The following is a 17,384-nucleotide window of genomic DNA, read 5'->3' as shown; positions in this document are numbered from 1 at the left end:
AAAATATCGGGTTTTGCTAAGGTCCGTCCTTATGGACAAACCTGCCGCGCGTTCGCGACCTGCCGCACGCGCTCATACCCCTTCGAAAACCGAAACCGGCAGCGCTGAAAAGCGTCCGCGCGGCCGGCCGCGCAAAACCCTGGACGAACGCGACGACGGCAACCGGCGGGTCGAACTCGTCAATGCGGCCGCCCGGTTGTTCCGGAAAAAAGGCTTTGACGCCACCAGCACGCGCGACATCGCGGCGGCCGTCGGCATGCACAGCGGCTCGCCCTTCTATCACTTCAAAAGCAAGGGCGCGCTGCTCCATGCCGTGATGGAAGAGGGCATGCGCTCGGCGATTCAGCGCCAGGCCGCGGCCTTGCAGGCGGCGGGGCTCTCTACCGCTGAGGCGCCAGCGCTGCTGCACGTGCTGATCCGCAATCACTTTGACGTCTTGCTGGGCCCCGGCAGCGACTTCATCCCTGTGATGCTTTACGAGTCGCGTTCGATCACAGCCCGGCAGCGCAACCTGCTGGCCAGACTGCAAAGCGACTACGAAGCTGTCTGGGAGCCCGTGCTGAAGGCGCTGGCCGCGGCAGGGCAACTCAAGGGGCCGGTGAAGCTGTCGCGCCTTCTGATCTTTGGGGCACTCAACTGGTCGGTGCAGTGGTTTGATGCAAAGAAAGACGCGTCACTGGACGATCTGGCGGATGCGGCCATGGCGCTGTTCATTGGAGAAAAGACTCCGAAATCCCCGGCAAGAAAGGTCCGCGCATGAGTTACCAGTCCGTGTTCCAACCCGGCCTCTTTGCCGGTCAGGTCATCGTTGTCACAGGCGGTGGCTCCGGTATTGGCCGCTGCATCGCGCATGAACTCGCCGCGCTGGGCGCGCATGTGGTGCTGATAGGCAGGAATATCGAGAAACTGCACAGCGTGGCCGGTGAGATCGTGGCGCAAGGCGGGCGCGTGAGTTTCCACCCCTGTGACATCCGCCAGGAAGAGGCTGTCAAAACCACCATCACCGCCATCGTGGTGGCACAGGGCCGTATCGATGGGCTTGTCAACAACGCGGGCGGTCAGTACATCACGCCGCTGGAGTCCATCAGCGCCAAAGGCTGGGAGGCCGTGATCAACACCAACCTGACAGGCGGATTTTTGATGGCGCGCGAATGCTACCTGCAAGCCATGCAGGAAAAAGGCGGCAGCATCGTGAACATCGTGGCCGACATGTGGGGTTCCATGCCCAGCATGGGCCACAGCGGCGCCGCGCGCGCCGGCATGGTCAGCTTCACCGAAACCGCGGCGGCCGAATGGGCCCGTAGCGGCGTGCGGGTGAACGCGGTGGCACCCGGATACATCGCCTCCAGCGGCATGGACCACTACCCGCCAGAGGCCGGCCCCATGCTGCGCGAGATGCGCCATACGGTGCCACTGGGCCGCTTCGGCACCGAAAGTGAAACCTCGGCGGCCGTCGTCTTCCTGCTCAGCAAGGCCGCCAACTTCATCAGCGGCAGCACCTTGCGTGTCGACGGCGCCCGGCCCCAGGTGCGCATGGGCTGGCCCATGAAGCGGCCCGATGCCGAGGCTTTGCAGCGCGATGCGATCAAACCTTTCGACGGTTTTCACCTGGCGGGGACCCCCAAGGTTTTCCAGTCATGACGCTGTTCCATTCCGCGTGGAATGCGCAATCGCCCCAAGCCATGCAGCGGCGTGAGGCGATGCTGTCGCGCATCGCCGCATTGCGCGCGCTGGAAGAGTGCAGCGCCGCCGCCTCCGCCAAATCACGGCCCGCCTTCGACAAGCGTGGCCAGCTCTTGCCGCGTGAACGGGTGGCGCTGCTGCTGGATGCCGGCGCGCCCTGGCTGGGTCTGTGTTCCCTCGCGGGTTATTTGCAGGACAACAAGGATGCAGCTCAGTCGGTGCCGGGCGGCGGCGTGGTGGCCGGCATCGGCTTTGTGAGCGGCGTGCGCTGCATGGTGGTGGCCAGTGACTCGGGCATAGAAGCCGGTGCCGTCCAGGCCATGGGGCTGGAAAAGATCCTGCGCATGCAGGAGATTGCGCTGCAAAACAAGCTGCCCTTTATCCACCTGGTGGAAAGTGCGGGCGCCAACCTCATGCGCTACCGGGTCGAAGGCTTTGTGCACGGCGGCAGCCTCTTTCGCAACCTGGCGCGGCTGTCGGCGGCGGGCATTCCCGTCATCACTGTGCAGCACGGTTCGGGCACGGCGGGCGGTGCTTATATGCCGGGCCTGAGCGATGTGGTCATCATGGTGCGCAAGCGCTCCCGCGCTTTCCTTGCCGGCCCGCCACTGTTGATGGCCGCTACCGGCGAAGTCGCCACCGAGGAGGAACTGGGCGGCGCCGAAATGCATACCGCCGTGTCGGGCCTGGGTGAGCATCTGGCCGATGACGATTGCCATGCGCTGGGGCTGGCGCGCCAGGTAGTGGCCCGTACTTCTTGGTCAAATCGGGCAGCAGGAAAAGCAGGGCGGGCGCAAGCAGCTACTAATTCAATAGCAAACACCGATCTCCTCCGTGAGCCGATTTACCCGCCCGACGAGCTGCTGGGCCTGGTTCCTGGCGACCTGCGCCAGCCGCTGGACATGCACGAGGTCATCGCTCGGCTGGTGGATGGCTCCGACTTTCTGCCTTTCAAGGCGCTTTATGGCGCGGCCACGGTGTGCGTGCAGGCATCGATTGACGGCCATGCCGTCGGCATCATCAGCAACAATGGCCCGATTGACGTGGCTGGCGCCAACAAGGCCACGCACTTCATCCAGCTGATGTGCCAGCTGGGCCACCCCCTCATCTACCTGCAGAACACCACCGGCTATATGGTGGGCAAGGAGAGCGAGCAGGACGGCATGATCAAGCACGGCTCCAAGATGATCCAGGCGGTGACCAATGCCGCCGTCCCGCAAATCACCATCCAGTGCGGCGCTTCATTTGGCGCGGGCAACTACGGCATGTGCGGCCGCGGCTACGCGCCGCGCTTTCTCTTCACCTGGCCCGGCGCCAAAACGGCGGTGATGGGCGGTGAACAGGCCGCGCGCACCATGCAGATCGTGGGCGAGGCGGCCCTGGCGCGCAAAGGCATTGCGCCGGACCCGGCCCAGTCGCAAGCCCAGTACGACAAGATTGTCGCCATGTTCGAGGCGCAGGCCGATGTGTTCTACACCTCGGGCCTGATGCTGGACGACGGCGTCATTGACCCGCGCGACACACGCGCGGTGCTGGCACAGTGCCTGGCAATGTGCGCCGAGGCCGATGCGCGGCAGCTCAGGCCCATGCAGTTTGGCGTGGCGCGCATGTAGACCGCCTGCAAAAAAGAACCGGAGACAACGAAATGCAATACACACACGAACACCTTGAAATCCAGAAAACCCTGAAGCGGTTCATTGACGCCGAGATCAACCCGCACGTCGATGAATGGGAAGCCGCTGAAATCTTTCCTGCGCATGAAGTGTTCAAGAAGCTCGGCAACCTGGGCATGCTGGGCCTGACCAAGTCTGAGGAATACGGCGGCGCGGGCCTGGACTACTCCTACGCCATGGCCATGGCCGAAGCGCTGGGCCACATTGATTGCGGCGGCGTCCCCATGGCCATTGGCGTGCAGACCGACATGTGCACGCCAGCACTGGCGCGCTTCGGCAGCGACGAGCTCAAGCGCGAATTCCTCGCTCCAGCGATTGCCGGCGATGCCGTCGGCTGCGTCGGTGTGAGCGAGCCGGGTGCGGGCAGCGATGTCGCCTCCATCAAGAGCCATGCCCGTAAGGACGGCGGCGACTACATCATCAGCGGCCAGAAGATGTGGATCACCAACAGCCTGCAGGCCGATTGGATGTGCATGCTGGTCAACACCGGCGAAGGCCCTGTGCACAAAAACAAGAGCCTGGTCATGGTGCCCATGCGCGACAAGGGCAAGCTGCGTAAAGGCATTGAAGCGGCCAGAAAGATCAAAAAAATCGGCATGAACTCATCCGACACCGGCCTGATCTACTTTGACGAAGTGCGTGTGCCGCAGCGCTATTTGATCGGCAGCGAAGGCTCGGGCTTTGTCTACCAGATGATGCAGTTCCAGGAAGAGCGACTGTGGTGCGCGGCCAGCTGCATCCAGTCGCTGTCCAACTGTATTGAATGGACGGTCGAGTGGGCGCACGAGCGCAAGCTTTTCGGCGCCACGCTGGCCGACCAGCAATGGGTGCAGTTCAAGTTGGCCGAAATGAAGACCGAAGTCGAGAGCCTGCGCGCCATGACTTACCGCGCCTGCGAGCTCTATGTGCAGGGCCAGGACGTAACCGAGCTCGCCTCCATGGCCAAGCTCAAGGCCGGGCGGCTCAACCGCCTGGTGCCCGACACCTGCCTGCAGTTCTGGGGCGGCATGGGCTATACCTGGGAAAACAAAGTGGCGCGCATGTTCCGCGACGGCCGGCTCGGCTCCATAGGCGGCGGGGCCGACGAAGTCATGATGGGGATCATCGCCAAGATGATGGGCGTGGCCAAGTCCGGCAAAAAGGGTGGCTGAGTTCATGGCCATGCCTGGCGCACGGGGCGGGACATCCGCATGAAAAAAATCCGCTGCCTGCTGGTGGCCAACCGCGGGGAGATTGCCCGCCGCATCATGCGCACCGCGCGAACCATGGGCATGCAGACGGTGGCGGTGTATTCAGGCGCCGATGCCGGTGCGCTGCATGTGCAGGAGGCGGACATCGCATGTGCGCTGGGAGGTGTCAGTTCGGCCGATTCCTATCTGCGCATCGACAAACTGGTTGCTGCGGCCCAGGCCAGCGGCGCCGATGCGGTGCATCCGGGCTACGGCTTCCTCAGCGAGAACGCCGCCTTTGCCGACGCGGTGATTGCTGCGGGGCTGACCTGGGTGGGGCCGCCGCCGGCCGCGATCCGGCAGCTTGGCAGCAAGTCGGCTGCCAAGCAACTCGCCGCGGCGCAAGGCGTACCCTGCCTGCCGGGCTACCAGGGTCATGACCAGTCCGACGCGCGCTTTGAAGCCGAGGCCACGGGCATCGGTTACCCGCTGATGGTCAAGGCCGTGGCGGGCGGCGGCGGGCGCGGCATGCGGCTGGTACGGGATGCCGCGCACCTTTCGACGGCGCTGCAAAGCGCCCGTTCTGAAGCGCTCTCGGCCTTTGGCAGCGGGGAGCTGCTGATGGAACGGGCTTTGTTGAATCCACGCCATGTCGAGGTGCAGGTGTTTGCCGACGCCTACGGCCATTGCATTCACCTGGGAGAGCGAGACTGCTCGGTGCAGCGCCGCCACCAGAAGATCATCGAAGAAACGCCCAGCCCGGCGGTGGATGCTGCACTGCGTGCGCGCATGTGTGGGGCGGCGGTCGCGCTGGCGCAAGCCGCGGGTTATGTGGGTGCAGGGACGGTGGAGTTTCTGGTGGAGGGTGCAGATTTTTTCCTCATGGAGATGAACACGCGCCTGCAGGTTGAGCATCCCGTCACTGAAGCAGTCACGGGCCTTGATCTCGTCGAATGGCAGCTGCGCGTAGCGCAAGGCGAGCCGCTGTCTCTTGCGCAGGATCAGGTGGGGTTTAGCGGTCATGCGATTGAAGTGCGCCTGTGTGCCGAAGACGAGAATTTCACGCCGCACACGGGCACGGTCGGGCGCTTTCGTGAACCCGGCGATGTGCGCTTTGACCACGCGCTGTTCGAAGGCCAGGTCGTGTCGCCGCACTACGACTCGATGTTGGGCAAGCTGGTGGCCCATGCTGCGACACGTGAGCAAGCCATAGACCAACTGGTGGCGGCGCTGGGCCGTACCGAAGTGCTGGGCCTGCCCACCAACCGGAAGTTTTTGTCGGCTTGCCTGACCCATCCGGTGTTCCGCGCCGGGCATGCGCTGATTCCTTTTCTTGCGGAGCAGGGCGATGCGATACGCGGAATGCTACAAAAAGAGGAGCTGCTTGCGCTGGTCCCGTATGGCCTGGTGGCCATTTTATCTCAGCATATTGACTCAAAAAGCACCGCAAATAGCCTGCCGTGCCCGTTTCCCAGACCGGTCCGGCTGCGCCACCGCGCGCAGCTGCTGGACCTGCGCGTACGTGAGCTGGGCGGGGGTGCGCTGGAAATCGAAACGGGTGGCGAGGTGTCGCAGGCGGTGATCACACAGGGACCTGGTGGTGCTCTGACGGCAGGCACGGGCCGGACCGGGCGGCGCATATCGGCGGTGCGCCTGAAGGAATCTGCCGGGCAACCCGGTGCACGCTGGCATGTGCAGACGGGCTCTGTGGACCTGTTTCTGGAAGATGCCACGTTGGAGCCGGCAGCATCCGGCGGTGTTGCAGCCGCGCGAGAATTGCGAGCGCCCTTCAACGGCAAGGTGATTGCGGTCCATGCGGCGCCCGGGCAGGCCGTGAAGCGCGGCGACACGCTGCTGGTGATTGAGTCCATGAAGCTGGAACACGCGGTCAATGCCTCGCACGATGCCGTGCTGGCGGCTGTGATGGCAGAGGTAGGCCAGCAAACAAGTACCGGGCAAGTGTTGCTGAGGTTCGATGAGGCCAAAGCATGAGAACCCGGAAAATCAGCACAGATTTCGCTGCACGACAATTGACACCATGACCAAAGCACAGCCCACCCCCGCCGGCGCGATTGAGTTCGAGCCGGAATTTGTCGCCAGCCTCAAAGAGTTGTTTGAGGAAAAAATCGTTTTCAACAAGTTGCTGGGGCTCAAGATCACCTCGGTGACGGCCGAGCGGGTCACTGCCCGTATCGACATGCGCAACGAGCTGATCGGCCACTACGCCCACAACCGCATCCACGGCGGTGTGATCAGCGCCGGACTGGACGCCATGGGCGGGCTCGCCGTGATGGCGGCCATAGGCGCGCGCCACATGGACGAATCGCCGATGCAACGGCTGCACCGCTTTGCCAAACTGGGCACCATCGATCTGCGGGTGGATTATTTGCGGCCTGGCATCAGTGAGTTTTTTGAGTTGCGGGCTGAGGTGATGCGGCTGGGGTCTCGGGTGGCGAGTACGAGGATGGAGTTTCTGGGGGCTGACGGGAAACTGTTTTCTACTGGGGCTGGGGCTTATATCGTTTCTTAGTTTTCTTGGCCGGCTCTTACTCCGGCCTTAGCGCTCTTTGCTGAGGGTTGCTGGCCGGGGTCGCCCGGCAGCGACTCACTTTTCTTTGCTTCGCCAAAGAAAAGTAAGCAAAAGAAAGGCGACCCTGGTTCCTGCGTCCCTGCGCTGCGCTACGGGCAACCTGCGGTGCTCGGTCCAGCCGGGGTCAAAAACAACTCGCTTCGCTCAAACAAGTTTTTGCCCTAATCCGTCTGGCCCTGCGCTCCTCGGCGCATACACAAGGGGGGTGGAGACAGGAATACCAAACAGCCGAAGACAAGACCCCGAATACCGGAAGAAACAAGGACACGCCATGGCGTGTCCTTGTTGGTATTTGTCTTTGGTATTGGTATTCGGTTCCCGCTCCCGCTAGCCCCTTCTGTCTGCGCCGAGGAGCGCAGGTTCAGGCGGATCAGGGATCGCGATTGTCTGAGCCGAAGGCGAGTTCGAGCGAGACCCCGCCTGGACCGAGCACCGCAGGTTGCCCGAAGCGAAGCGTAGGGTCGCAGACAGCAGGGTCGCCTTTTCTTTGCTTACTTTCTTTTGGCGAAGCAAAAGAAAGTGAGTTGCATGCCGGGCAACCCCCGGCCAGCTACCCTCAGCAGAGAGCGCAAAGGCCGGAGCAAGACCAGGCACAAGCTAAGCCGGTCCCTCATAACCCAAAGCATTGAGAAACTCCCTGCGCCACCAATGCACATCGCGTTCGCGGATGGTCTTGAGCAGCTTCTGATGCCGGGCCTGGCGTTCTTCCAGGGGCATTTGAAGCGCACGTTGTACCGTATCCGCAGTGCCGTCGATGTCGTAGGGATTGACCAGCAGCGCGTCTTCGAGCTGCTCGGCAGCCCCCGCAAAGCGGGACAGCACCAGCACCCCGGGGTCGGCCGGGTCTTGCGCGGCGATGAATTCCTTGGCCACCAGGTTCATGCCGTCGCGCAGCGGTGTGACCAGCGCCACCCGCGCCACGCGGTACAAGCCCGGCAGGCGCTTGCGCGCCACGTTGCGGTGGATGTAGCGAACGGGCATCCAGTCGAGCTCGCCGAAATTGCCGTTGATGGCGCCGCACAGGCTTTCCAGTTCCTGCAGCAGATCGGTGTAGGTGCCCATGTCTTCACGGCTGGGCGAGGCGATCTGGATCAGCGTGGCGCTGCGGAGATTTTCCGGGTACTTTTTCAGCAAGGTTTCAAACGTCCGCAGCCGCTGCGGCAAACCCTTGGAGTAGTCGAGCCGCTCCACACCCAGCAGCAGTTTGCGGCGTGAATACTCTTCCTTCATGCGCTCGTACATGTCGCGCGCATCCTGCGCGTGCGTGAGCGCCGCGAACTCGTCCACGTCTATGCCGATGGGAAAAGCGCCGGCGCGCACAGTGCGATGAAAGGCCCTGAAGCGGTTGTCGCCCAGCGCCACCGCGCCGGCTTCGGCCTGCACATAGCGCGAGAAGTGCAGCAGGTCGTTTTCACTCTGGAAACCGACCAGGTCGTAGGCGAATAGTGCACGCATCAGCCATTCGTGCTGGGGAATGGCCGCCAGCACCTGCTGCGGTGGCAACGGAATGTGCAGGAAAAATCCGATGCGGTTGTTGCAGCCCATGGCGCGCAATTCGGCCGCCATGGGAATCAGGTGGTAGTCGTGGATCCAGATGATGTCGTCGGGCTGCAGCAGGCTCATGAGCTTGTGCGCAAACAGCCGGTTCACGCGGCGGTAGGCCTCGATGAAGCCCGCGTCAAAACGGGCCAGGTCCAGCCGGTAATGAAACACCGGCCAGAGCACGCCGTTGCTGTAGCCCAGGTAATAGCCCGCATGGTCTTCGGCCGACAGGTCCACCGTGGCCAGCTTGATGTTGCCCGCCTGCTGTACATGCAACTCGCCTTCACCGGCGGCACCGCCTTCAACCACCGTGCCGCTCCAGCCAAACCACAGCCCACCGGTAGCGTTCAGCGCGTCCCCGAGTGCCACAGCAAGCCCACCGGCCGCCGCTTTGCGCGGATCCGCCACGCGATTCGAGACGACAACAAGCCGACTCATACTTGAGATTCCCACGGGGTGGACAAGCGGACGGCAGCATTGATGATCCCCACCATCGAATACGTCTGCGGAAAATTCCCCCACATCTCGCGGGTCACGGGATGCGTGTCTTCCGAGAGCAGGCCCACATGGTTGCGGGCGGCCAGCATGGTGTTGAAGATCTCGCGAGCCTGCTCCTTGCGGCCTATGCGTGCCAGCGCGTCGATGCGCCAGAAGGTGCAGATGTTGAAGGCGGTTTCGGGCTTGCCGAAATCGTCCGGCGCCTCATAGCGGCGCATGTAGGGGCCGTCGCACAAATGGGTTTCCAGTGCGTCCACCGTGGCGACAAAGCGCGGGTCTTTGGGGTCGATAAAACCCACTTCAATCATCAAGAGCACGCTGGCATCGAGGTCGCGGCCGCCAAAGCTTTCAGCAAAGGCCTGGCGTTCTTCGCTCCAGGACTCGCGCAGGATACGTTCCTGCATCACTGCCGCATGGCGGCGCCAGTAGTCGGCCCGATCCTGCAGCTTGAGCACCAGCGCGATCTTGGCCAGCCGGTCGCAGGCGGCCCAGCACATCAGGGCCGATGAGGTGTGAATGCGTGCACGCGTGCGCAGCTCCCACATGCCGGCATCTGGCTTGTCATAGCTGAGCACGGCCTGCTCGCCAACTTCCTCTAGCCGCTTGAACTCGGCAATGCCGGCGCGGTGCAACAGGCGATGGTCGTGAAAAGCCTGGGCCGCGCCCAGCACCACATTGCCGTAGACGTCGTGCTGGAAATGCTCCTGCGCCTGGTTTCCCACGCGAACCGGTCCCATGCCGCGGTATCCGCCCAGGTGCAACATGGTGGATTCGGGAAGCTCGCGCTCCAGTCCGATGCCATACAGCGGCTGGATGTGCCCGCCCTTGGACTGCACCACCACGTTGGCGAGCCAGCGCAGGTAGTCTTCCATGGTGCCGACTTCCGAGAGGCTGTTGAGTGCGCGCACCACAAAAAAGGCGTCGCGCAGCCAGCAATAACGGTAGTCCCAGTTGCGCTGGCTGCCGGGTGCCTCGGGAATGCTGGTAGTCATGGCGGCGACGATGGCGCCGGTGTCTTCAAAGAGCGAAAGCTTGAGCGTGATGGCTGCGCGTATCACGGCCTCCTGCCATTCCAGCGGAATGTGCAGGCGCTGGCTCCATTTCTTCCAGTAGGAAATGGTTTCCTGCTCAAACAGGCGCGCCGTGTCGGCAATGCCATCGGGCAGCGACTCGTCGGCGCCGAGCAAAAAATTATGCTCACGTGTCAGCACAAAAGGCTGTTTCGACAGCAGGTGCGAAATCGACACGTCGGTGTTCAGGCGCAGCGTCAGCTCGTCGCCCACATAGCGCAGGTGGTTGCTGCCCTGGGTGATCAGCGGCTTGCGCCGGCCCCAGTCGAAGCGGATGTCCAGCGATACGCGGATGCGCGGTGCGCCGTTGATGGGCTTGACGCGGCGCACCAGCGTCATGGGCCTGAAAAAGCGCGAACGGCTGAAAAAACGCGGCGCGAAGTCGGTGATCTCGATGCCCTGGCCGCGTGTGTCAAACAACTGGGTGCGCAGCACAGCCGTATTGGGCTCGTACCACTGCTTGGCTTCGGCGAAATCCTCGATCTCGATGGCGAAGGCGCTGGACTGCGAGTCCTGGATGCCCGGGGCGGTCGCGTCGTCCTGCGCGGGCCGCGGCTCGAGAAGCGCATTGAATACAGGGTCGCCGTCAAACCGCGGCAGGCAACACCAGACGATGCGGCCGCGCGCGTCGATCAGCGCACTGAAGGCGCAGTTGCCGATGACGCCCATGGCCAGCGAAGGTTGGGCGGGCGGCGCGAAGTTCAGGGAGTCGGCGGCGACGCTCATGGGCGGCTTTCTGGCGCGGCGGCCGGTGTTTCGTCGGTCTCCCGCGCCATCCCGCCGAACGCCGCATGCAGCCATTGGTGCAGCGCCTCGGGCGATGCGCAGCGGTGGTGCGCCTGGGTCGCGCCTTCGCCGACCTTGATGCCTTCACCGCCCAGCAACTGCACGGCCGCAAAGCCGGCTTCATCGGTAGTGTCGTCGCCGGCGAACAGGGGCAGGCGGCCGGCAAACGGCGGCTCGGCCATAAAAGCCTTGATGGCCGAACCCTTGCTGACATTGGCCGGTTTGACCTCAAACACACACTTGCCGTGCAGCAGCTCGACACCGGGCGTGCGGTCGGCCGCCTCCTGCATGACCTGCAGGCACAGAGATTCCAGTTCGGGTGCGTGGCGATAGTGCAGGGCAACGGCCGCCAGCTTGATTTCCACGCGCAGCCCGTCATGGTGAGCGGCCAGGTCGGTAACGCATCGGGTGAGCTCCTGCAGGTCTGGTTCTGCCAGGCTGACGACGCGGCCTTGGGTATCCCGGCGCTGCGCGCCATGCTCGGTGGCCAGCGGTAGCCGCAAAGGCGCGAGAAAGCCGTCGAGGTCGGCCAGCCTGCGGCCCGACACAATCGCCAGCGCGCCGCCCAACTGCGTTGAAAGCCTCGCCAGGGCTGGAATCACGCCAGAAACCAGCTGGACTGCGTCGGGTTCAGGCGCCAGGTCGGCCAATGTTCCGTCAAAGTCCAGAAAGAGGGCGGTCTGCGCATTGATGACCGGCAATGACCCGAAAGGCCCGGGAGGAAGTGCGTGTGAAGAGGGCTGGGGCGGCGATGAAGAAGGTGATAAATGCATCGCCATTCACCTTAGCAGAGCCCCTGTTGAATCACTGTAGGCCGGTTTCGCCTTTTTTCACGTTTCAGCCGGTGGCGGCTGCCCTGTAGCGGTGCCGGGGAGGCTGTCCTGCACCGCTTTGACGCGTGCCCTGTGGATGGCCTCGCCAATCTGCTTGCCGCCGCGTCCCGCCGCCTGGGCCTCCAGTGCCAGCGGCTGCGTCTGTACCGCCTGGGCCGCGGCCAGGACATCCAGCAGGCGCGGGCGTTGCGGGTAGGGTGAATCCTGCAGGCCCAGGCGCCCGCGGGCGTCGCATTCGCAGGCCAGCAAAATATCGGCGAAACGCTGGGGCTTGCGAAACGCATCGCAGCGCTCCAGCAGCCGCACCAGGGCCGCGGCGCCCAGGCTTTCGCTGCGGTGCACGTTGCCGTGCTCGCGGGCCACCACGTCGGCAATCTCGCGGCAGTCCACCGGCACGCGCAGGCGCTCGCAGACGTCTTTCAGCAGCCGGGCGCTGCGTTCTTCGTGACCGATGTGCCGCGGCAAAACATCGGCCGGTGTCGTGCCCTTGCCAAGGTCGTGGCACAGGCAGGCAAAGCGCACCGCCAGAGAGCCTTCAAGCTGCGCCGACATGTCGAGCACCATCATCAGGTGAACGCCGGTGTCGACTTCGGGGTGGTGGCTGGCGGGCTGGGGTACGCCCCAGAGGCGCGCAACCTCGGGCAGCAACTTTTGCAGCGCGCCGCATTCGCGCAGTACCTCGAACATGCGTGAAGGCTTGCCCTCCATCAGCCCGCGTGCGAACTCCTGCCACACGCGTTCGGGTACCAGCGCATCGGCTTCGCCTTCGGCCACCATGTCCCGCATCAGCATCATGGTTTCGGGCGCCACGGAGAAATCCGGAAAGCGCGCGGCAAAGCGGGCCAGGCGAAGGATGCGGACGGGGTCCTCGCGGAAGGCCTCCGTCACGTGGCGCAATACCTTGTTCCTGATGTCCTGCTGTCCGCCGAACGGGTCGATCAACGCCGAAAAGTCGGGGTCAAAATTGGCTGAAACTGTTTCTGGACGGGCGGGAGCAGCTATCGAATTGATAGTGAGATCGCGCCGCGCCAGGTCCTGCTCCAGCGTGACGTCGGGCTCGGCGTGCACCACAAACCCGCGGTAGCCCGGCGCGGTTTTGCGTTCGGTGCGGGCCAGGGCGTATTCCTCACGGGTGTCCGGGTGCAGGAACACCGGAAAATCCTTGCCGACCGGCAGATAGCCTTGTGCCACCAGCGCTTCGGGGGTGGCGCCCACGACGACCCAGTCGTGGTCCTGCACAGGCAGGCCCAACAAGGCATCGCGCACCGCGCCACCAACCATGAATATTTCCATCAGGTCAGTTTAGCGGTTCGCGCCAGCCCCAAAAGCCCGGTCGGCGCCGGATTTTCGGTTCAGGAAAACACCGGCCGGAAGAAACTGCGCTCGTAGCTGATGATGCAACCGGTGGTTTCGGCGTATTTGAAAGCCGCCAGGCATTCCTGGTCGGAAAAGGAGTTCTGGCGGTAAATCTCGTAGGCCGCCAGGCTCTCAAAGGTGAACAAGGCCAATGCAATGTTGTTGGCGCCTTCGCTGGGCATGAAGTAGCCGTGGTGCGTGCCGCCGAATTTCTCGACCAGCGGAATCCACAGCTTGCCGTAATGCTCGAACTCCTTGAGTTTGGCGGTGTTGAGCACGTAACGGAGATAGATCGTGACCATGATGTCTCCCGTTCAGCGCTTGACGCGGTAGGGCTCTTCGAATTCGCGGAAATCGTTTTCGGCCAGAGCGTCGTCGATCCAGGCTTTGACACCGGGCAGCGCGCTGACGCGCTGGATATAGGCGCTGATTTCCGCAGGCACCGGCAGGGCGTAGCGGCTCAGGCGCATACACACAGGCGCAAAGAAGGCATCGGCAATGCCGAACTCTCCAAAAAGCATGGGACCTTTGTGCTGCTCCAGCAGCTCGGCCCACATCTCGACAATGCGCTGCACATCGGCGCGTACCGCCGGTTTGTCGCGCCAGATCAGCTGGCCCATGTCCGACAGGTCGGCCTCAATGTTCATGGGGCAGGCCGAGCGCAGCGCGCCAAAGCCGCTGTGCATTTCAGCACATACGCTGCGCGCCCGGGCGCGCGCCTTCACGTCCTGCGGCCAGAGTTTCTTCTCGGGAAAGCGTTCCGCGAGGTATTCGGCAATTGCCAGCGTGTCCCACACGACAAAACCGCCGTCGTCCAGCGCCGGCACCCGGCCAGTCGGGTTCACGCCGCCGATTTTTTCCTTGAAACTCGAGTTGGCATCAAACGAGTCAAAGCGCAGCTTGATTTCTTCAAAGGGAATGCCGGCCTGCTTGAGCAGCACCCAGGGGCGCATGGACCAGGAGGAGTAGTTTTTATTGCCGATGTAGAGCTTGAGCATGGTGTCCCTGTTCTGCTGACGATGAAGGAAAGAAGTCAAAGTAAAACGACTTGCGATGCTACCGCCGCACCAGTGCGCTATTGATGCAAAAAATCCTTGAAATTAATGCTACACCCGCGCCGAATAAGATGGGTGGATTTCCTCTTCAGGCCAGCCGGGGCCGCGGAACCGGCTTTGCCGGGCCGCAGGCGCAGCGGCCCCCTCGGGGGGCAGGGAGCTACACGAAGTGAGCGACCGTGGGGGCCCTATTCCACCGTGGGGGCCTAAAACCTTCCGGCGGTTTTACGCTTGGCCGTCAGCCCGCTGCGCAAGCCTTGCGCTCCCAGATAAGTAGGCCCCACCGCATCCAGCGCGGCAGGGTGGACACCCAGTGCCTGCAGGCCGGGCAGCTTGCCGGTGGCCACGTTGTCGGTGGCCATGGCGTCGAGGTTGTCGCGGCTCAGCAGCGGCTCTCCGGGCGCGAGCTCCATGAGGCGCGCCTGCAGGCGCCCCAGGGAATCCGGCAGGCTGATTACCGGTCGGCCTTTGCCACCGTTGATACCGGCGTAGCGGCCGGCCAGCCCGACAAGCTGGCGCAGCGTGAACACGTCGGGCCCGCAAACTTCATAGATCTGGCCGGCGGTGTCGGGGTCTTGCAGGCAGTGCACGATGGCGTCGGCGACGTCTTCCACCCAGACGGGCTGAAAGCGCGCATCGGCGGCTGCAAGCGGAACCACCGGAAAGATCTGCTGGAGCCGGGCAAAGGTGTTGAGGAATTTGTCTTCAGCGCCAAAGATCACGCTGGGCCGCAGCACGGTCACATCCAGCCCGGTGCTGAGCAACACGGCTTCACCGCGTGCCTTGCTGCGTTGGTACATCGATGCCGAACCGGGTGAAGCGCCCAGGGCGCTGATGTGAACGATGCGCCTGAGACCGCTGGCTTCACAGGCCCGGGCCAGCTCCAGCGGCAGTTGCACATGCGCCTTGTCGAACGCGGCCTCTGTGCCGTGAAGGATGGCAATCAGGTTGACCACGGCGTCGTGGCCGGCCAGCAGCGGTGCCAGCGAGGAGGCATCGTGGGCGTCGGCCTCGATCACATCGACCAGCGGCAGCATTTGCAGGTGGCGGGCGCTGGCCTGCCGGCGTGTGACCACGGTGACGCGGCATTGCAGCCGCGCCAGTTTTTCACAGACGTGCGCGCCGACAAAGCCGGTTCCGCCAAGAAGAAGGATTTTTTTCATAACCCCTAATTTAGCGCTTTTACCGGGCCTTGCGCCCTGCTGGCCCATTCTTTGGTCATTCATGCCTCCAGGTCTTGCTGGATGTGCGTGAGCAGCTATCAAATCAATAGCGATTTTTGACCCTGCAGGATTCGCTCTTGACCTACACGCCAGGGTCTGCGCCGTCCCCATAATGCTTGAATGAATATTTTTGAAGCACTGCGAACAAGCCATGTCACCCAGCGCGCCCTGGCGGACAACCTCATCAAAACGCAGGGCGACAGCAAGGAAAGAGCCACGCTGTTCAAGGAACTCAAGCTCGAACTCGCGGCGCATGCCGCGGCGGAAGAGCGCTTTTTTTATGTGCCGCTGATCGCGCACGACATGACGCAGGAACCCTCACGCCACGGCATTGCCGAGCACCACCAAATGGACAAGCTGGTGGAAACGCTGGAAGAAACCGATTTCAGCTCGCCCGCCTGGCTGGCCACGGCCAAAGAGCTGCACCACAAGATCTATCACCACCTTGAAGACGAGGAGCAGGGTGTGTTCCAGCTGGCAGGCAAAGTGTTGACCGAGGCCGAAAAGCTGTCGCTGGCCAAGGGCTATGAAGGCGAGTTCGTCTCGCAGCGCACGAAAAATTAAACCATCACGGCGCCCCTGGACGAGCTTATGAACCGTCCCCGCGCTTGTCGCCGTCAGGCTTGAGCAGCGGTTCGGGTTTTTCCAGAAAACGCACCAGGCGCGGCACCAGCGCCAGGATGCCGAGCGCCAGCAGGGTGCTGAGGACCGCAGTGCTTTCACGTCCCATGCCGGCCGCCACGCCAATGGCCGCCGTCAGCCAGATGCCGGCGGCGGTGGTCAGGCCCTTGACCTGCTCTTCGTCGGGGTTGCCCTTGATGTGGCCCTTGAGTATGGTGCCCGCGCCCAGAAAGCCGATGCCGGCAATCACGCCCTGAATCACCCGGCTCAAGTCGGCGGTGATCATGCCGGACTGCTGCGACACCAGCACGAACATCGCGGAACCCATGGCCACCAGCATGTGCGTGCGCACGCCGGCGGCCTTGCCTTTTTGCTCGCGCTCTATGCCCAGCAGGCCGCCCAGCAACGCCGCCAGCGTGAGGCGAACCATGACGCGCGTGGCCTGCTCGGCATCGGGCAAATCTGAAAACTCCGAGGCGATGGTTTCACCGACTTGCTGCCACCAGGTGGACGCCATGCGGACTCCTTTTTACGGTTTCGGTTGAGGGATGGGCTCGCCCGATTGACTGTAGCGCGTCTGCCGTACGGCGTCACCGAAAAAGCCCTGTCCACCGTCAGGGATGGATTTTTTCGCCCCGCTTGAGCATGTCGGCGAACTTCACCAGCCGGCGCTCGCGTGTCTCGGCTTTCTTGGCGGTTTGCAGCCTGAACAAAATGGCGAAGCGATTGCGTGAGTCCAGTGTTTCGAAGAAGGCCTTGGCTTTGGCGCTCTTTGCGAGCAACGCCGCCAGGTCGCCAGGCACCGCCATCTTGCTCTGCGCGTCGTAGGCCGCATCCCAGCGGCCGTCGGCTTTGGCGCGTTCAACCTCGGCCAGTCCCGCCGGCTGCATGTCGCCGGATTCAATCAGTGCCAGGGCCTTGGCGCAGTTGACCTTGGACCAGGTGCTGCGGGCACGCCGCGGGGTGAACTTTTGCAAAAAATATTGCGCGTCCATGGAATTCCTCTGGCCGTCTATCCAGCCGTGGCAGAGCGCGGCTTCCAGGGCTTGGGCGTGGGTGATGGAGGCTATGCCTGAATCCTTCTTCGCGATCTGCAGCCAGACACCGGTGCTGCTTGCGTGGTGTTTGGTCAACCACTTGGTGAAGGCCTGGGTGTCTTTGCAGCGCACGGTGGCAAGCGGGGCGGCGGGAGTCCTGGCAGGCGTTTTGGAAGCGGGTTTGGCGGAGGTGGGCATGACGCATTTTGCGTGACGCCCGGGGTTCGGGGCAAGCCACGGGGGCGATA

16 protein-coding genes are annotated in these 17,384 nt (G+C 63.3%); 7 read left to right on the top strand and 9 right to left on the bottom strand.

Annotated elements, in window-relative coordinates:
* The first annotated feature begins 31 nt into the window (after positions 1-31).
* Genes AC1D11_RS12865 through AC1D11_RS12840 form a run of 6 tightly spaced genes read left to right on the top strand, consistent with a single transcriptional unit; the run spans position 32 to position 7,055 of the window.
* Positions 32-760 (top strand): TetR/AcrR family transcriptional regulator, encoded by a 729-nt coding sequence (locus AC1D11_RS12865; RefSeq protein ID WP_457281155.1) that lies wholly within the window; start codon positions 32-34, stop codon positions 758-760.
* Positions 757-1,641 (top strand): SDR family oxidoreductase, encoded by an 885-nt coding sequence (locus AC1D11_RS12860; protein WP_477648962.1) that lies wholly within the window; start codon positions 757-759, stop codon positions 1,639-1,641. The genes AC1D11_RS12865 and AC1D11_RS12860 overlap by 4 nt, the downstream gene beginning before the upstream one ends.
* Positions 1,638-3,296: an acyl-CoA carboxylase subunit beta gene (locus AC1D11_RS12855; protein ID WP_477648963.1), complete on the top strand. Its 1,659-nt coding sequence runs from the start codon at positions 1,638-1,640 to the stop codon at positions 3,294-3,296. Before AC1D11_RS12860 ends, AC1D11_RS12855 begins: the two co-directional genes overlap by 4 nt.
* 32 nt (positions 3,297-3,328) lie before the next feature.
* Positions 3,329-4,507 (top strand): acyl-CoA dehydrogenase family protein, encoded by a 1,179-nt coding sequence (locus AC1D11_RS12850; RefSeq protein WP_477648964.1) that lies wholly within the window; start codon positions 3,329-3,331, stop codon positions 4,505-4,507.
* 39 nt (positions 4,508-4,546) lie between these two features.
* A complete protein-coding gene (locus tag AC1D11_RS12845; RefSeq protein ID WP_477648965.1) occupies positions 4,547-6,517 on the top strand; it encodes an acetyl/propionyl/methylcrotonyl-CoA carboxylase subunit alpha in 1,971 nt (656 codons plus the stop codon).
* A gap of 46 nt (positions 6,518-6,563) precedes the next feature.
* A complete protein-coding gene (locus tag AC1D11_RS12840; protein ID WP_477651237.1) occupies positions 6,564-7,055 on the top strand; it encodes a thioesterase family protein in 492 nt (163 codons plus the stop codon).
* Between the two features lie 657 nt (positions 7,056-7,712).
* On the opposite strand, the gene otsA is transcribed toward AC1D11_RS12840, so the two are convergent.
* The 7 genes from otsA to AC1D11_RS12805 form a co-directional block, all read right to left on the bottom strand.
* Positions 7,713-9,095: an alpha,alpha-trehalose-phosphate synthase (UDP-forming) gene (gene otsA, locus AC1D11_RS12835; RefSeq protein ID WP_477651238.1), complete on the bottom strand. Its 1,383-nt coding sequence runs from the start codon at positions 9,093-9,095 to the stop codon at positions 7,713-7,715.
* Positions 9,092-10,951 carry a glycoside hydrolase family 15 protein gene (locus tag AC1D11_RS12830; RefSeq protein WP_477651239.1) on the bottom strand — a complete coding sequence of 620 codons (1,860 nt, stop codon included), beginning with the start codon at positions 10,949-10,951 and terminating at the stop codon, positions 9,092-9,094. Before AC1D11_RS12830 ends, otsA begins: the two co-directional genes overlap by 4 nt.
* Positions 10,948-11,784 (bottom strand): trehalose-phosphatase, encoded by an 837-nt coding sequence (gene otsB, locus AC1D11_RS12825; RefSeq protein WP_477648636.1) that lies wholly within the window; start codon positions 11,782-11,784, stop codon positions 10,948-10,950. Before otsB ends, AC1D11_RS12830 begins: the two co-directional genes overlap by 4 nt.
* 57 nt (positions 11,785-11,841) lie before the next feature.
* Positions 11,842-13,137, bottom strand: a complete 1,296-nt coding sequence (locus tag AC1D11_RS12820; RefSeq protein WP_477648637.1) for a multifunctional CCA addition/repair protein — start codon at positions 13,135-13,137, stop codon at positions 11,842-11,844.
* A 59-nt stretch (positions 13,138-13,196) separates the two neighbouring features.
* Positions 13,197-13,502 (bottom strand): NIPSNAP family protein, encoded by a 306-nt coding sequence (locus AC1D11_RS12815; RefSeq protein WP_477651240.1) that lies wholly within the window; start codon positions 13,500-13,502, stop codon positions 13,197-13,199.
* Between the two features lie 12 nt (positions 13,503-13,514).
* Positions 13,515-14,198: a glutathione S-transferase family protein gene (locus AC1D11_RS12810; RefSeq protein ID WP_477648639.1), complete on the bottom strand. Its 684-nt coding sequence runs from the start codon at positions 14,196-14,198 to the stop codon at positions 13,515-13,517.
* Between the two features lie 263 nt (positions 14,199-14,461).
* A complete protein-coding gene (locus tag AC1D11_RS12805; RefSeq protein ID WP_457281143.1) occupies positions 14,462-15,418 on the bottom strand; it encodes a complex I NDUFA9 subunit family protein in 957 nt (318 codons plus the stop codon).
* A gap of 180 nt (positions 15,419-15,598) precedes the next feature.
* Here AC1D11_RS12805 and AC1D11_RS12800 point away from each other — a divergent pair, with 180 nt between their 5' ends.
* Positions 15,599-16,042, top strand: coding sequence for a hemerythrin domain-containing protein (locus AC1D11_RS12800; RefSeq protein ID WP_457281142.1), 444 nt, complete (start codon positions 15,599-15,601; stop codon positions 16,040-16,042).
* 25 nt (positions 16,043-16,067) lie between these two features.
* Here AC1D11_RS12800 and AC1D11_RS12795 read toward each other — a convergent pair whose 3' ends face one another.
* Both AC1D11_RS12795 and AC1D11_RS12790 read right to left on the bottom strand, forming a co-directional pair.
* Complete coding sequence (locus tag AC1D11_RS12795) at positions 16,068-16,616, bottom strand: MgtC/SapB family protein (RefSeq protein WP_477648640.1); 549 nt, start codon at positions 16,614-16,616, stop codon at positions 16,068-16,070.
* 97 nt (positions 16,617-16,713) lie between these two features.
* Positions 16,714-17,334: a YdeI/OmpD-associated family protein gene (locus tag AC1D11_RS12790; protein ID WP_477648641.1), complete on the bottom strand. Its 621-nt coding sequence runs from the start codon at positions 17,332-17,334 to the stop codon at positions 16,714-16,716.
* Positions 17,335-17,384 lie beyond the last annotated feature (50 nt).

The organism is Polaromonas sp. P1_E11, from assembly GCF_056405995.1.
Note: the sequence above shows the minus strand (reverse complement) of the source record. Positions and strands in the feature narration are given on the sequence as shown.

Coding starts and splice junctions, on each gene's coding strand:
- AC1D11_RS12865 (WP_457281155.1), top strand. CDS start 32: ATGGACAAACCTGCCGCGCGTTCGCGACCTGCCGCACGCGCTCATACC.
- AC1D11_RS12860 (WP_477648962.1), top strand. CDS start 757: ATGAGTTACCAGTCCGTGTTCCAACCCGGCCTCTTTGCCGGTCAGGTC.
- AC1D11_RS12855 (WP_477648963.1), top strand. CDS start 1,638: ATGACGCTGTTCCATTCCGCGTGGAATGCGCAATCGCCCCAAGCCATG.
- AC1D11_RS12850 (WP_477648964.1), top strand. CDS start 3,329: ATGCAATACACACACGAACACCTTGAAATCCAGAAAACCCTGAAGCGG.
- AC1D11_RS12845 (WP_477648965.1), top strand. CDS start 4,547: ATGAAAAAAATCCGCTGCCTGCTGGTGGCCAACCGCGGGGAGATTGCC.
- AC1D11_RS12840 (WP_477651237.1), top strand. CDS start 6,564: ATGACCAAAGCACAGCCCACCCCCGCCGGCGCGATTGAGTTCGAGCCG.
- otsA (WP_477651238.1), bottom strand. CDS start 9,095: ATGAGTCGGCTTGTTGTCGTCTCGAATCGCGTGGCGGATCCGCGCAAA.
- AC1D11_RS12830 (WP_477651239.1), bottom strand. CDS start 10,951: ATGAGCGTCGCCGCCGACTCCCTGAACTTCGCGCCGCCCGCCCAACCT.
- otsB (WP_477648636.1), bottom strand. CDS start 11,784: ATGCATTTATCACCTTCTTCATCGCCGCCCCAGCCCTCTTCACACGCA.
- AC1D11_RS12820 (WP_477648637.1), bottom strand. CDS start 13,137: ATGGAAATATTCATGGTTGGTGGCGCGGTGCGCGATGCCTTGTTGGGC.
- AC1D11_RS12815 (WP_477651240.1), bottom strand. CDS start 13,502: ATGGTCACGATCTATCTCCGTTACGTGCTCAACACCGCCAAACTCAAG.
- AC1D11_RS12810 (WP_477648639.1), bottom strand. CDS start 14,198: ATGCTCAAGCTCTACATCGGCAATAAAAACTACTCCTCCTGGTCCATG.
- AC1D11_RS12805 (WP_457281143.1), bottom strand. CDS start 15,418: ATGAAAAAAATCCTTCTTCTTGGCGGAACCGGCTTTGTCGGCGCGCAC.
- AC1D11_RS12800 (WP_457281142.1), top strand. CDS start 15,599: ATGAATATTTTTGAAGCACTGCGAACAAGCCATGTCACCCAGCGCGCC.
- AC1D11_RS12795 (WP_477648640.1), bottom strand. CDS start 16,616: ATGGCGTCCACCTGGTGGCAGCAAGTCGGTGAAACCATCGCCTCGGAG.
- AC1D11_RS12790 (WP_477648641.1), bottom strand. CDS start 17,334: ATGCCCACCTCCGCCAAACCCGCTTCCAAAACGCCTGCCAGGACTCCC.